Origin of the sequence: Pseudomonas sp. fls2-241-TYG-175 (assembly GCF_030209155.1) — a bacterium.
Classification (GTDB): Bacteria; Pseudomonadota; Gammaproteobacteria; order Pseudomonadales; family Pseudomonadaceae; genus Aquipseudomonas; species Aquipseudomonas viridiflava.
In genome coordinates this window covers 15,873-30,025 of record NZ_JARVSO010000026.1, presented here as the reverse complement: position 1 = coordinate 30,025, position 14,153 = coordinate 15,873, and the positions used below count along the sequence as shown (strand labels likewise).

The window sequence follows — 14,153 nt, the reverse complement described above, 5'->3', positions numbered from 1 at the left end:
CTTCAGTCATTTCAAGGCACACAAAATTGACGCCTCGGAGAAGTACGCGATGAAAGCACAAAAAGGTTTTACGTTAATCGAATTGATGATCGTTGTAGCGATTATCGGGATCCTCGCCGCTGTGGCGATTCCGTCCTATCAGAACTATGCGAGAAAAGCTGCCTATACCGAGGTTCTGTCTGCAATGTCTGCTGTGAAAACAGCTGTTGGGGTTTGTCTTTCACAACAGGCTGCACTGGTTGACTGCGACACTGCCGCAGAGATTGGTATTGTATTGCCAACGGGTTTGGCAGTGCCTAACGTATTGAACAATATTGTCCTTACCGGAAACACGGCTGCGATCGTAGCGACCCCTAACGCTACTAAAGGTATTGTAGCGGCTGATACTTGCACGCTTACACCTGGCCCTATCGTTGCAGGCGCTCCGGTTACGTGGACTTACTCAGGTCAGTGCGTAACCAACGGCTATGTTAAAAACTAACCCAGGTTTATCTGGCTGAAAAAACCCGGTCAATGACCGGGTTTTTTACGCCATTATTTCGTTGCTACTGTGATTCATGGAGCAAGGAGATGGGTTGAGCGTCCTGCTAAAAGCGTCGCTGGCGTTGGGAACGCTCATGATCTTTTTTATCGTGCTTTACTGTCTGAAGCACGCAATGAATGCATGACCATTTCCTAGGCCGAAATAGCTCAGCCCGGTAGAGCAGCGCACTCGTAACGCGAAGGTCGCAGGTTCGATTCCTGTTTTCGGCACCAGAACGCAAAAAGCCTCGAATCCCTGCGGATTTCGAGGCTTTTTTGCTTTCAATTACCTTGTCGTATTCGACGAACCGGCCTCAGATACAATCGTTCCGGTTCATGCTGTTGATCAGCTTGCTGAACGCCCGTTGCAGGTCGTCGGAATCTCGCTTGATCGGGTTGCTGATCTTCCAGCTCAGCTCGCTGGAGTTTTCGCGCTTGTAGCGGCCGTTTTTTGCGTTGCTGACTGCTTCGCGTCCCTTCCCGACGAAACCGTTAAGGTCGCTCAGTACGATGGAACAACTGGCTGGACGTTTCTGTTCGCGGGATTTCTTGTCCCAGCCTTCGATCATTTGGGCAGTATGGTTAAGGCTTTCTTCGAGGGGTTTGGCCTTCGCTTCGCTGCCCGCGCTTGCGAAGAAGTCGCTGGCCAGCCGTGCGGACTCCTTGCCGTACACGACGATACCGGCACGGTAGTAGGCCAGGGTGTCTTTTTCAGCGTTATCGAAGGCTGTTCGGGTGTTGATCTCGTCGCGTTTGCGAATACCGTCAAAAAATACGGCCTGGGCTTCGGCTACGTCTTTCATAGCCGCCTCCAGGGCCGGTTCCATTTCCCGTGCCTTTTTGCCGTCGTCTGCGAGATAGCCTTTGGAGTCACTGTAGTTGGCCAGTTCGCCATGGATAGGTTCCAGTTTGGCCAGTGCAGCCAAGGTGTTCTTTGCGGGCTCATCGAGTTCCGGCATTGGGAAGCTGATGGCCAGCGCTTGGTTCAGTTTGCGTTGCAGGGTGCTGATGTCGTAAGGACTGAACAGCGTGTAATCAGTCACTTTCTTGCCTGGAGCCAGCTTGCCGGAGTAGAGCTCGACACGCTTTTCCAGTAGTTCGCCGAAGTCCTCGCCCTGATTTGCGGCATCAACGTAGGCGTTGTATTTCTCGATTTCTACCTGCTCGGTGCTCACGCTTTGTTGAGTCGAGTTGGCAGGGTGCGAGGCGCTTTTGGGGGGATCGCCTTTGTCGCATCCCGCCAGGGCGAGCCCCAGCGAAACCAGTAATGCAGCCAGCGTACTTCTTGAGTGCAATTTTCTCTTCCTTCCATGAGGTTTTAGGGGTGTTAAAAAGAGTGCGGCGGGGGCGTTACCAGTCGAACAGGCCGACGTAGACTTTCTGGTCAGCGCCATAGCCGCAGCCCGCAGTGTCCATGCGCACCGACGCTTCAAGTTTGCCCTTGATCAGGCGCAGGGCCTGGGTCTGCGCCAAGCAATTGGTGCCAGGTGCTGGCTCATGCTCATTGCGCATCACGAGAACAATAGGGGTGTTATTGAACATTTCGACACGGGCATTGCCGTGTTTGTCGGGGCCGAACTGGCAGGGCCAGGCCATTTCCAGCACACGCAGGCTCTGGTCAGGTTCCGACAGGGCGCAGCGGCCTTGATGATCGATCAGCTGCAGGTGCTTCTGGCCGAGCGTGACACTGAGAGGAGGAGGCGGACTTGCCTGCGCATAAGTAGTCGCGCAAAGCAGTAAACCAAAAGCAACGTAATGCGCCAGGCGTCGGTGGTCCTTCATGGGTCAAAGTCCTTGTGATGTACGTGCAGGCAGGCACTGTCGCTCCAGGGGTGGCGCAAGGCCTGCATGTGCGTAACAGACGCTGTATTTCAGTATTGGTTCATGGCGGACTGAGTCTTATTGAAGGAATGTGAAGGCTTTGGCATCGCAGGAAGGTGAAGACCTGTAGCGATTGAAGCCGGAAACAAAAATCCCGACCTGAAAAGGTCGGGATTTCGGTGTTGCACTGGAGCCTTACCTCACCACCTGATCCACCCGCGGCTGCGTCGGCCTGCGGAAGCGGCGGCGGATCACGACGACGATCAGCACCAGCAGCACAATCAGCACGCCAAAGAAGATCGCGTTGAACACCGGGAACGGTTCGTCACGGGTGGTGACGGCTTCGACCTGGGTCACGTTGGGGAACATGGAGAGGATCTGGATGCGCCAGCCGTAGTAACGGATGAGTGCCAGTTGCTGGGAGTCACGCGAGTAGCCCTGGGCCTTGGCCTGGATGTCGGCGGAGTCGAACTTGAAGTACCACGGGAAGCTCCAGCCGGTGTCTTCGTTGCGGTAGACCACGACGTCCTTGTTGTCGGGGTGCTCGGTGTTGATGAAGTACACGTCGCGGGTCGGGCCGTCGGCCGGGTTTTCGGCATTGATGACACCGTCGGCGTCCATTCTTTTGACTTCCACACCGGTGATCATCACGACATCATGGCGCGGCAGGACGTAATAGAGGCTTAATGCGCCGATCCCTAATGCTACGAATACCACAAGCCAAATCGACCTTTTAAGCCACTTCATACCAGCGTCCTCTGTTTAAAATTGCGTGACTTTGCCTTAATCCGAACATTTCGAAGCAAAACAGTTATTACAAAATTCGACAAGGCCGTTTGAGGCGGACCTGTCCTTTGGAGATTTACATGATTTGGTTCCTTGAAGGGCAGTCCAGCCAGCGTGAAGTGATCATGGGCGCTCGCGATGCCTTGCCTGCTTCCGTGCAGATTGTCGCATCCCATCGCCAGTTGCGGTCGGAGATTACCGGGCAGGCCGATGTGGCCCTGCAGGAACCGACTGACAACGACGAGCGCATCGACTGGGTCATCGAGACCGCTTGCTCACTCGGCGTGAAGGTGATCGTCGCCGGTCGCGTTGGCAGCCGTTACGAAGAACAGCGTGAGCGCTTTGTCGCTGAAGGCTTGGACCTCGTCACCGGCGGAACGTCGCTGAAGACCTTTCAGGATGTCGACGACAAGAACCGTTTCACGGCTGCGGCCGAAGCGGCAGGTCTGGCCTGCATCCCGGGCATACTGGCAAGCAATGCCCAGGAATTACAGGCCGCCTATGACGCACTGGCCGGTTCGGGCGAGGTGTGTATCAAGCCTACGGTCGGGATCTACGGACAGGGCTTTTGGCGTTTCAAGGAGGGCGTCGACGACTTTCGTTGTTTCGCCAACCCCGATTCGCGTGAGACGACCTTCAGCGCGTACCTGAACGCCTATCGTCAGTCCGAAGACCGTCCGCCTATGTTGCTGATGCCTTATATGCCCGGCAACGAGTGTTCGGTGGACATGGTCTGCGAGCAAGGCAAGGTCGTGGCGTTCGTCGGGCGGCGCAAGCTGGGCTTGAACCAGACCTTCGAGCGCGACAGCGAGGCGGTCCGTCTGGCGGTCCGCGCCGCAGAGCATTTTGCCTGTGACGGCCTGATCAATGTGCAGACCCGCGACGATGCCGACGGCAAGCCGCGCTTGCTCGAAATCAACCCGCGCTATTCGGGCGGAATTGGATATACGCGGGAAACCGGCATCAATCTGCCGGGCATTTTCGCGACGCGGCGTCTGGGCTTGAAAGAACCGGAAACACATTGGCTCGACGATATTCGGGTCAAGGCCATCACCGTTGCCGTGCGGGCCACTGTATGATCCGCACCATAGATTTTTGCTATTACTAATCGCTCTTATCAGGGAGGATCGGGCATGAAGGTTCTGGCGCCAGGTGCAAATACCGCTTTGGCAAATCCGCTTTGCACCTGGAATCTGGACAGTGGCCGGTCTTCGATTTTTGGCGAATATGCCGCAGTCGCGCTACTTGCTGTCGATGACAAGCGACAGCCCAAGGGCGATCCGGCGCTGCTGCATCAGGAACAGGGCTGGATGGAGTGGAGCGGCGGCCCGCAGAACGTGGGCTGTACGCTGAAGCTGGATCGACTCCCGGCCGGCAGTGATCGGGTGTTGTTGATGGTGTACGTGTTCTCGGCCACCGGGCCGGTTCGCGAGATCGGCAGCCTGCATCTGCAGGTGGACGGCGAGATCGAGCATCGCATCGATCTTCGCGACAACGGCGAAGCGGCGATCATCATCGGCGAGTTCTACAAGCGCAACGAGCAATGGAAATTCCGAGCGTTGAGCGAAGGCTCGGCGTATGGCCTGTCTGCTTTCGGCCGCAAGATCGGGCTGGAGGTCGATGATCGTCATCCCCGGCGTCCGGCGGGCGCTCCGAACGGCGGCGGCTCGCATCATCAATCGGCGACCGGAACAGCCTTCGTCGTAGGACCTGCGCACGTGATGACCTGTGCGCATGTCATCGAAGACATGAGCGTCTTCTATATCAACTCGCTGGAAGGCCGTTACAAGGCCGAGCCGGTGGTGATCGATCGGCGTAATGACATCGCTCTGCTGCGCGTGCATGGAGCCTCGCCGTTATCTGCTGTTACGTTTCGCGACGGTCCTGGCTGCGAGCCAGGTGATAACGTCGTGGTGCTGGGTTATCCACTGGCCTCCATTTCCGGCGGCGGTCTGCAGGTGACGCAAGGTGGCATATCCGGGCTCTTCGGTCTGCACAGCGACGCCAGCCTGTTCCAGTTCACGGCGCCCATTCAACCCGGCTCCAGTGGCAGCCCGCTGTTCGACAGCGGCGGGGCGGTCATCGGGATGGTGACGTCCACGGTGCCGGACGGGCAAAACATGAACTTCGCGGTCAAGTCCGCACTGCTTCTGTCCTTTCTGCAGGCGTGCCGCATCGATGCGCCGCACGCCAGATCGGAAAGGACCTACACCACTACAGAAATTACGCGTGCTGCCCAGTCATCGCTGTGGCTTGTCGAAGCCTCACGCGAGTGACGTCGGAAGGTCTCTTCAGAAGCCGTTTTCGACATGCAGGCGCCAGGGGTTGCGACCCCGCTAATCAGGAATTATCGATGGACAGCAGCGCAGCTTCTTCCACACCCGTCAGGCTTCGTGCTGATCTGCTCCGGGGCTCCCTCAACGTGAGCGTCAATGCGTCCACAATTGCCCCGGACTCATTGTTCGGCTTTGCTGAACGCCGCAATCCCAAACGTGCCTTCCTGTTCGTTTCGCGAGTGCTTGGGCGGCACATACCGGTTCGCCCGAGTCTGATGCTCAAAAGCTTTCAGGACCTCGCGCACAAGATCCCCGCCGATCTGCCCGGCCCGGTGCTGGTGATTGGCATGGCCGAAACCGCTGTCGGTCTGGGTGCCGGTGTGCATCGTGCCTACAGCGCCACGCGTGCGGATGCGTTGTATCTGGTCAGCACGCGTCACCCGACAGGCACCGACCTGTTTGCACGCTTCGAGGAAGAGCACAGCCACGCCAGTGCTCATCTGATCCATTTGCCGACCGACCCTGCGCTGCGCGACATGATGCTCAATGCCCGTTCGCTGGTGCTGGTCGATGACGAGGCGTCCACCGGCAAGACGTTTATCAACCTTCACCGTGCGCTGGTCGATGCCGGGCTCGACAAGCTCGAACGCGTCGTGACCTGTGTATTGACCGATTGGTCGGCAGGCGCGGTCAGCACCTCGATGGGCGCAGTGGCTGAGCAGGTCTCGCTGTTGCAGGGTTCCTACTCGTTCGATGAAGACCTGAGCGCGCCCATGCCTGAGATGCCTGAAGTCGGCACCGTCGCCATGGGCGACTGGCCGCTGGTCACAGCCAATGACTGGGGCCGATTGGGCGTGCTGTCGGTGGACGACACGCTGGCCCCGAACATTCAGGTTGCCAAGGGCGAACGGGTTCTTGTGGTGGGCACCAGCGAGTTCGTCTGGCGACCGTTTCTGTTGGCCGAGCGTCTGGAAAAAGCCGGGGCCGACGTGCATTTCAGCTCGACCAGCCGTTCGCCGATTGCGCTGGGGCATGCCATCGATCACGCGCTGTCGTTCTCCGACAATTACGGGCTGGGCATCCCCAACTTTCTCTACAACGTGCGTCCCGGACAGTTCGACCGGGTACTGATCTGCACCGAAACGCCGAGCCAGGCCGTGCCTGCCGAGTTGATTGACGCGTTGAATGCCGAGGTTATCTGCGATGAATGATGTCCGCCCGTTGATCTTCGTCGATCTGGACGACACGTTGTTTCAGACTGCTCGCAAAACCCCTGCCGATATCGAAAAGCATGTCGCCACGCTCGACATCAGCGGTAATGCCAATGGCTACATGACCAACGTGCAGAAGTCGTTTGCCCACTGGTTGCTGGCGCATTCCGATGTGGTGCCAGTGACGGCGCGCAGCGTCGAGGCGTACAGCCGGGTCAAGCTGCCGTTCACCGCAGGGGCCATCTGCTCGCACGGCGGCGTCATGCTCGACGTGGTGGGGCGCGTCGACAAGGACTGGCACGAACAGATGAAGCAGACGCTCGCGGCCTATCAGACGCGTCTTCATGAATTGTCGGCCGCCACGCTGGCCATCGGTCAGGACATGGGTGTGTCACTGCGGGGTTGGGTCGTCGAAGAAGCCCGACTGTTTCATTACGTGGTCACCAAGCACAATGAAAACGATGACAGCATTCTGACCCGAGTGCTGGCTGAGGTGCAGGCCCGCGGCTTGCTCGACGACATGCACGTGCATGGCAACGGCAACAATCTTGCGTTTCTGCCCAACGGTCTTGCCAAGCGCTACGCCGTCCAGGAATGGCTGCGTCGCGACAAGGCGGTGAATGGCGAACGCCCGGTGCTGGGTTTTGGCGACAGCATTACCGACCTGGGTTTCATGGATGAGTGCCATTGGTGGGCCACGCCCGCCCGCAGTCAGCTGGCCAGGATGTTTGTCGGGGCTGCGTATGAGTAATCCGGTTCACGGGCTGGATACCGTGGGGAGCGGCAGTTATCTGGAAAACGATGTGCATTTCCTGCTGCGTCGCGTCGAGATGCAGACGACGGATGTGCAGGAAAAAGAGCGTCTGATTCAGACGCAGCAAAAACACTACTCGGAAATGATCAGCGAAGAAGCGGCCCCGAGCGAAGCGCACAAGGCCTTGTTCGAGCGCACGCTGGCGCAGAATGGCGCTCGTATGGCCACAGACGTTCAATCCCTGGCGCAGGCGCTGGACCTTGAATGCCGGGGACCCGAGATTGTTCTGGTGTCGTTCGTGCGCGCTGGTCTACCGCTCGGTGTGCTGTTGCGTCGTGCCTTGGTTGACCTGGGGCGTGAAGCGCATCACTACGGCATCAGTATCATTCGTGATCGTGGTATCGACAGCGTGGCGCTCGAAGCCATCATCAAGGCCCATGGCGCTCAGAACATCGTCTTCGTTGACGGCTGGACCGGCAAGGGTGCGATTTCCGGCGAGATCAAGCGCAGTCTGGCAGGTGATGTCCGGTTTCCTGAGCAGCCGCGTCTTGTGGTGCTGGCCGATCCTTGCGGCAGCGCCTGGCTGGCGGCGTCCAGTGAGGACTGGGTGATCCCGTCCGGTATTCTAGGCGCGACCGTTTCCGGACTGGTGTCGCGCTCGATCTGGCCGGCAGAAGGCGGGCTGCATGGCTGCGTGGTCTACGATCAGTTGCAGGCTCATGACGTTACCCGGTCGTTCATCGAACATATCGAGAACCATCGGCGGGGCCAGGGTTCTACTGTCACGGTGACACCATGGACGGCCGAGCAACAGCTTGAGCTCAAATCGGCTGCGTCCGAGGTGGTTCAACGTCTGGCCGAGCGTTTCGAAATCGGCAACCTGAACCGCGTGAAACCGGGCATTGCTGAAGCAACGCGTGCGGTCATGCGCCGTGTGCCGGACCACGTGCTGGTCCGCGACACCTCCGACAGCGACGTGCAGTTGCTCATGCACCTGACCGAGAAAGCGGGCATCCCTGTCGAGCAGGTCGGCAGTGCCCTTGGGCCCTACAGGGCGGTAACCATCATCCGGAGTCTGAGCTAATGGCCTTATTCTCGCCTTATGCACTGGGGGCAACCTTGTACATGCCCGCCACCCGCGACGACATTCTGGATGTGGTGTTCGCTGAAAAGCTGCCCGAACTGCGCTCGCTGGTCGTTTGCCTGGAGGACGCCGTTGCACTGATCGACATCGAGACGGCGCTGCTCAACCTTCGTCAGGTACTGACCCGCATCCAGGATCGCGGCGGCCGTCCGGCCAACGGTCCGTTGTTGTTCGTCCGTCCGCGCGACGCAGCGATGGCGCGCATCCTCAATGACTGGCCGCTGATGGCCCATGTGGACGGCTTCGTCGTACCCAAGCTTTCGCTGAAAACCCTGAGCAGTTGGGAGCAGGCCGTGACCAATCCGGCGCTGGCGCTGATGCCGACCCTGGAGACGCCGGAGGTGTTCAACCCGACGGCAATGGTCGAACTGGGGCAGGCCTTGAAAGCCAATCTGGACGAGCGGATCATTGCCTTGCGCATTGGTGGTAACGACCTGATGGGTTGCCTGGGGCTGCGCCGCAACCCCGCGATGACCCTGTACGGAACGCCGATGGGGTATGTCATTCCAATGCTGGCTGGTGTGATGGGCTCGCAAGGGTTCGCGCTTACCGCTCCGGTGTTCGAACAACTGGCCACGCCTGACATCCTGCAGCAGGAATTGACCCTGGATATTGCCAATGGTCTGGTCGGCAAGACCGCAATTCACCCGTCGCAGGTCAATATCATTCAGAATGCACTTCGCGTCAGCCTGGAAGACATGAATTCGGCCCGGATGATTTTGAACTCTGTCGCGCCGGCTGTGTTCAAGTACAACGACGCGATGTGTGAACCGGCGACCCATTACAAATGGGCAACCCACATCATGGAGCGCGCCAAATGGCATGGAGTGTTACCCGCACCCGCTTCGATCATGGATGCCAGCATTCGACTCGCTGAGGCAGTTAGCTAGATGATAGAACCTGACCTTGAAATCGAAGTGGAACAGCGCCTGCTGGCGGTGTTCGACTTTGACGGGACCATTACCCGACACGACAGCTTCGTTCCTTTTCTCAAATTCGCCTTTGGACAGCGCGCCTTTTCCGTGCGCATGGCCAGACTGGTATTGCCCAGCATCGGTTACCTGACCAAACGCGTGACGCGCGACGAGCTCAAGGGCCGTCTGATCAAGGCGTTCCTGACCGGCGTCGAAGCGCAGTGGCTCCAGCAGAAAGCCGAGGCGTTCTGCGAACTCTACTGGAAACGCCTGATGCGTCCGGCCGCGTTGGAGTCTATTGCGGCCGAGCTGGAGAAGGGCGCCATTGTCACGCTTTGTTCAGCTTCGCCTGCTATGGTCCTGCAGCCGTTCGCCGATCGGCTGAAAGTCGAGCTGATCGGAACCAATCTTGAAGTGATCGACGGCAAACTGACCGGTTTGATCGAAGGCAGCAATTGCCGTTGCGACTCCAAGGTTGCGCGACTTGAAAGTGTTTACGGACCGCTCAACAAATTCCGCCTGCGTGCCTGGGGCGATACGCGAGGTGATCACGAATTGCTCGCCGCAGCGCAGGATGCACACTGGCGTCACTTCCATCCGACCTGGCGAAAAGGGCGTTACAAAGGTCCCATTAACGCCAAGTTACACAATCCCGATGGCAAAGATGGGCCAACACGGTAAGGCTGTAACACTTTTATCCGACTTCCGTAGTTCACATGGAGCGAAAAATGGCACTCACTTTGGCGAAAAACCAGACGATCTCACTTGAGAAAACCGCTGGTACAGGCCTCAAGAAAGTCAGCATGGGCCTGGGATGGGACCCGGAAAAGGCCAGTGGATTCTTCGGCAAGCTATTGGGCGGCGGCGGTGGCGACATCGATCTGGACGCTTCCTGCATCATGCTCGACGCTGACAAGAAGCCACTGGATCTGGTCTGGTTCCGTCAGTTGCAATCACGTGATGGTGCCATTCAGCACTCCGGCGACAACCGCACCGGTGAAGGCGCGGGCGATGACGAAACCATCAGTGTCGATCTTGAGAAGCTGCCCGCCACCGTGAAATACTTGGTCTTCACGGTCAACTCCTTCACTGGACAGAACTTCGAGAAAGTCGCCAACGCCTATTGCCGCATCGTCGATCTGGGCACGCGTAACGAGCTGGGCCGCTTCGACCTGTCCGAAAAGGGTCAGCACACTGGCGTCGTGATGTCTTACCTGTCGCGTACACCAAGCGGCTGGGATTTCACCGCCGTGGGCCAGGCGACCAATGGTCGTACCGCTGACGATCTGGTCGATCTGGCCATCGGAGCCGTACGCGCATGACCCAACTTGTCCCAGGCGCCAATGCGCCAGTAGCTGCCGGGCCGTTGACGGTTGATGTCAGCTACTCCCCTCTGGCGGGCGCGGACATCGATGTGTCTGCGTTCCTGTTGACCAGTTCAGGCAAGGTCCGTGGCGATCAGGACATGTGCTTCTACGGCCAGAAAAGCGTGAACGGCGGCGCGGTCCAATTGACGGAAACGTCGGTGGGTCGCGCCGTTTTCACCCTTGACCCCAGCCGTCTGGACGCGGTCATCGAGAAAGTCGCTCTGACCGCGACCATTTATGAAAACAAGGCCAGCTTCGACAGCGTTTCGCGTCTGGCGCTGACCATCACCGGCGGTATCGAATCGGACATTCCCACCAGTGGCATGAAAGAAACCGCGCTGATTCTGGGCGAGTTCTATCTGCGGCAGGGTGCCTGGAAATTCCGCTGTGTGGCGCAGGGTTTTGCAGGCGGTCTTGAGCCACTGGCAAAAAACTTTGGTGTTGAAGTCGCAGCCCCTCAGGATCAGCCTGCACCTGCACCTGCACCTGCACCTGCACCTGCACCTGCACCTGCACCTGCACCTGCAGCGCCGCCGCCGGTCAAGTCGACGGTGAGCCTGAGCAAGATCACGCTGGACAAGACGCGCGCCTCGGTCAGTCTGGAAAAGACCAGTGCAGGATTTGGCGAGATTCGCGTCAACCTGAACTGGAACCGTCGCAGCGAGGCCAAGAGCAGCGGCTTCTTCTCGATGAAGAAGAGCAATGCCATCGACCTTGATGTAGGCTGCCTGTTCGAATTGCAGGACGGCCTCAAAGGTGCCGTTCAGGCACTGGGCAATTCGTTTGGTTCGCTCAACACCGAGCCCTTCATCAAGTTGATGGGTGACGACCGCACCGGCTCTGTCAGCGATGGCGAGTGGTTGCACATCAACGGCGCTCATTGGAGCAAGATTCGCCGGATTCTGGTTTACGCGTTCATCTATGAAGGCGCGCCAAACTGGAAAGAGACCGACGGAGTTGTCACTATCCACGCCCCGGGCCAGCCGCCCATCGAGGTCCGCCTCAATGAAGAAGGTGGTCGTCAGGGCATGTGTGCGATCGCCTTGCTGGAAAATGACAATGGTGCCGTCAAGGTGACGCGTCGTGTGGATTTCCACAACGGTCACAGCAACATGGACAAGGCCTACGGCTGGGGCATGCGCTGGGCTGCCGGTTCCAAGTAAACAACATTCTGATATTTCTGAAGCTGGCCGTGCCGCTTCACAGGAGATGGACATGCTGGACTGGTTGAAAACAAACGCAACAGCGGCTCGTGACAAACTGGCCACCGAAGTCTCGAAATTCAAGAACCGTGAATTCATGGATGCCGTGGTTTCCGGTTGCGCTCTGGTATCTGCCGCCGATGGCGATATCAGTTCCAGCGAAAAGCAGAAGATGGCGGGCTTCATTCAGAACTCTCAGGAACTGAAAGTTTTCGACATGAAGGACGTTATCCAGGGTTTTCAGGAAGCGTGCTCCAAGTTCGAATTCGACTTTGAAATCGGTCGCGCCGAAGCGTTGAAAACCATCGGCAAGATCAAGAAGAAAGAAGATGCCGCCCGTCTGCTGGTGCGTGTCTGCTGTGCCATCGGTGGTGCAGATGGCAGCTTCGACGAGAAAGAGCGGGAAGTCTGCCGCACGATCTGTCGTGAGCTTGGCCTGAACCCGTCCGATTTCGACCTGTAATTTTTACCCTAAGGAACGCAGTTAAATGGAAAGCACCTCTCTAGGCTTCCCTCCACTCACGATGGCCGTGTTCATTGGTCTGGCCATTACGGCCATGGCCATCGACATGTTTTCCCACCGCGGGAACAAGCCGATCACACTTGCTCAGGCCTCTGCCTGGTCGGTTTTCTGGGTTGCCATTTCGCTGGCATTCGCCGGTTTTCTGTATGTTCAGCACGGCTCTGAAGTCGCCACGCTGTTCGTCACCGGTTACGCGCTGGAAAAAGTACTGAGCGTCGACAACCTGTTCGTGTTCATGGCCCTGTTCACCTGGTTCAAGATCCCGGATGGCCTGCGTCACCGTGTTCTGTATTGGGGCATCATCGGTGCCATCGTCTTCCGCGGCATCTTCGTCGCCATCGGTACCGGCCTGTTGGCGCTGGGTCCGTGGGTCGAAGTGGTGTTCGCGATTATCGTTGCCTGGACCGCCATCATGATGCTGCGTGCCGGTGATGACGATGACGAAGAAATCGACTACTCCCAGCACATGGCTTACCGCTTCGCCAAGAAGCTGTTCCCGGTATGGCCAAAGCTGCACGGCAGCAACTTCTTCGTTCGCCGCTCGGTGCTGGAGGAAGAGGTCAAGAAGCCTGAGAACGCCGGTATTACCCTGGCTGCCAAGGGTGCCCTGTTCGCAACGCCGCTGTTCCTGTGTCTGGTCGTGGCTGAAATCTCCGACGTACTGTTCGCGTTCGACTCCGTGCCGGCCATCATCGCCGTCAGCCGTGAGCCTCTGATCGTGTTCTCGGCGATGCTGTTCGCGATCCTGGGTCTGCGTACCCTGTACTTCGTACTGGAAGCCCTCAAGCGCTACCTGGTGCACCTGGAGAAAGCAGTTATCGCACTGTTGTTCTTCATCGCCCTGAAGCTGGGTCTGAACGCAACCAACCACATTTTCCATCACGGTTACGAGATCAGTGCCAACGCCAGCCTGCTGGTTGTCGTGGTTGTTCTGGTCATTGGTATCGTCGCCAGCCTGCTGTTCCCGGGTAAAGAAGAGCCGGCTGAAGAAAAAGCGTAAAAACACTGGATATAGGAGATAACCGAATCATGGCTTTGACTCTGCAAAAAGGTGGCAACCTTTCGCTGTCGAAAACCGACCCTACGCTGACCAATGTTCTCATCGGTCTGGGCTGGGATCCGCGTGCCACTGACGGCCAGGACTTTGACCTGGACGCCAGCGCATTCCTGTTGGGCGCCAATGGCAAGGTCCGCAGTGAAGCTGACTTCATTTTCTACAACCAGCTCAAAAGCGCCGACGGGTCAGTCGAGCACACCGGTGATAACCGCACCGGCGCTGGCGACGGCGACGATGAAGTGGTCAAGGTCGACCTGACGCGTGTACCTGCCGATGTCGATAAGATCGTTTTCGTCGTGACCATTCATGAAGCCGATGCCCGCAAGCAGAACTTCGGTCAGGTAGGTGGTTCGTTCATCCGCGTGGTGAATGAAAAGAGCTCTGCCGAGGTTGTTCGCTACGACCTGGCCGAAGATGCGTCGACCGAGACGGCAATGGTTTTCGCCGAGCTCTACCGCAACGCTGGCGAATGGAAATTCCGTGCGATTGGCCAAGGCTACGCAGGTGGCCTCAAGGCCGTCGCCAATTCGTATGGCATGAACTTCTGATTCGTCCCTCCATTCTTTTAGAAAAGGA

The 14,153-nt window shown here is 58.1% G+C and carries 16 protein-coding genes and 1 tRNA gene; 14 read left to right on the top strand and 3 right to left on the bottom strand.

Annotation, left to right across the window (positions count from 1 at the left end):
• The first annotated feature begins 49 nt into the window (after positions 1-49).
• Positions 50-481 carry a pilin gene (locus tag QRN20_RS18630; RefSeq protein ID WP_122417635.1) on the top strand — a complete coding sequence of 144 codons (432 nt, stop codon included), beginning with the start codon at positions 50-52 and terminating at the stop codon, positions 479-481.
• A 198-nt stretch (positions 482-679) separates the two neighbouring features.
• A tRNA-Thr gene (locus QRN20_RS18625) sits at positions 680-756 on the top strand.
• Positions 757-836: 80 nt separating this feature from the next.
• Here QRN20_RS18625 and QRN20_RS18620 read toward each other — a convergent pair.
• The 3 genes from QRN20_RS18620 to QRN20_RS18610 form a co-directional block, all read right to left on the bottom strand.
• Complete coding sequence (locus QRN20_RS18620) at positions 837-1,817, bottom strand: YiiG family protein (RefSeq protein ID WP_122417612.1); 981 nt, start codon at positions 1,815-1,817, stop codon at positions 837-839.
• 55 nt (positions 1,818-1,872) lie between these two features.
• Positions 1,873-2,304 carry a hypothetical protein gene (locus tag QRN20_RS18615; RefSeq protein ID WP_122417613.1) on the bottom strand — a complete coding sequence of 144 codons (432 nt, stop codon included), beginning with the start codon at positions 2,302-2,304 and terminating at the stop codon, positions 1,873-1,875.
• Positions 2,305-2,538: 234 nt separating this feature from the next.
• A complete protein-coding gene (locus tag QRN20_RS18610; RefSeq protein ID WP_029243841.1) occupies positions 2,539-3,090 on the bottom strand; it encodes a DUF1523 family protein in 552 nt (183 codons plus the stop codon).
• 119 nt (positions 3,091-3,209) lie between these two features.
• Between QRN20_RS18610 and QRN20_RS18605 the strand changes: the two genes are divergently transcribed.
• The 12 genes from QRN20_RS18605 (at position 3,210) to QRN20_RS18550 (ending at position 14,125) form a co-directional block, all read left to right on the top strand.
• Positions 3,210-4,208 carry an ATP-grasp domain-containing protein gene (locus QRN20_RS18605; RefSeq protein ID WP_285360973.1) on the top strand — a complete coding sequence of 333 codons (999 nt, stop codon included), beginning with the start codon at positions 3,210-3,212 and terminating at the stop codon, positions 4,206-4,208.
• A 54-nt stretch (positions 4,209-4,262) separates the two neighbouring features.
• Entirely contained in the window at positions 4,263-5,405 is a 1,143-nt protein-coding gene (locus QRN20_RS18600; RefSeq protein ID WP_285360972.1) for a trypsin-like peptidase domain-containing protein, read from the top strand.
• A 77-nt stretch (positions 5,406-5,482) separates the two neighbouring features.
• Positions 5,483-6,616, top strand: a complete 1,134-nt coding sequence (locus QRN20_RS18595; RefSeq protein ID WP_004887463.1) for a phosphoribosyltransferase domain-containing protein — start codon at positions 5,483-5,485, stop codon at positions 6,614-6,616.
• Entirely contained in the window at positions 6,609-7,367 is a 759-nt protein-coding gene (locus tag QRN20_RS18590) for an HAD family hydrolase (RefSeq protein ID WP_122429621.1), read from the top strand. Before QRN20_RS18595 ends, QRN20_RS18590 begins: the two co-directional genes overlap by 8 nt.
• Positions 7,360-8,454: a cysteine protease StiP family protein gene (locus QRN20_RS18585; protein WP_122429623.1), complete on the top strand. Its 1,095-nt coding sequence runs from the start codon at positions 7,360-7,362 to the stop codon at positions 8,452-8,454. The genes QRN20_RS18590 and QRN20_RS18585 overlap by 8 nt, the downstream gene beginning before the upstream one ends.
• Positions 8,454-9,404: an HpcH/HpaI aldolase/citrate lyase family protein gene (locus QRN20_RS18580; RefSeq protein ID WP_058432313.1), complete on the top strand. Its 951-nt coding sequence runs from the start codon at positions 8,454-8,456 to the stop codon at positions 9,402-9,404. Before QRN20_RS18585 ends, QRN20_RS18580 begins: the two co-directional genes overlap by 1 nt.
• Positions 9,405-10,109 carry an HAD family hydrolase gene (locus QRN20_RS18575; protein WP_004887470.1) on the top strand — a complete coding sequence of 235 codons (705 nt, stop codon included), beginning with the start codon at positions 9,405-9,407 and terminating at the stop codon, positions 10,107-10,109.
• Between the two features lie 47 nt (positions 10,110-10,156).
• Positions 10,157-10,750 (top strand): TerD family protein, encoded by a 594-nt coding sequence (locus tag QRN20_RS18570; RefSeq protein ID WP_004887472.1) that lies wholly within the window; start codon positions 10,157-10,159, stop codon positions 10,748-10,750.
• Positions 10,747-11,958, top strand: coding sequence for a TerD family protein (locus QRN20_RS18565; RefSeq protein ID WP_285360969.1), 1,212 nt, complete (start codon positions 10,747-10,749; stop codon positions 11,956-11,958). Before QRN20_RS18570 ends, QRN20_RS18565 begins: the two co-directional genes overlap by 4 nt.
• A gap of 52 nt (positions 11,959-12,010) precedes the next feature.
• Positions 12,011-12,460, top strand: a complete 450-nt coding sequence (locus QRN20_RS18560; RefSeq protein WP_004887475.1) for a tellurite resistance TerB family protein — start codon at positions 12,011-12,013, stop codon at positions 12,458-12,460.
• A gap of 25 nt (positions 12,461-12,485) precedes the next feature.
• Positions 12,486-13,520, top strand: a complete 1,035-nt coding sequence (locus tag QRN20_RS18555) for a TerC/Alx family metal homeostasis membrane protein (protein ID WP_004887478.1) — start codon at positions 12,486-12,488, stop codon at positions 13,518-13,520.
• Positions 13,521-13,549: 29 nt separating this feature from the next.
• A complete protein-coding gene (locus tag QRN20_RS18550; protein ID WP_029243849.1) occupies positions 13,550-14,125 on the top strand; it encodes a TerD family protein in 576 nt (191 codons plus the stop codon).
• The last annotated feature ends 28 nt before the right edge of the window (positions 14,126-14,153 follow it).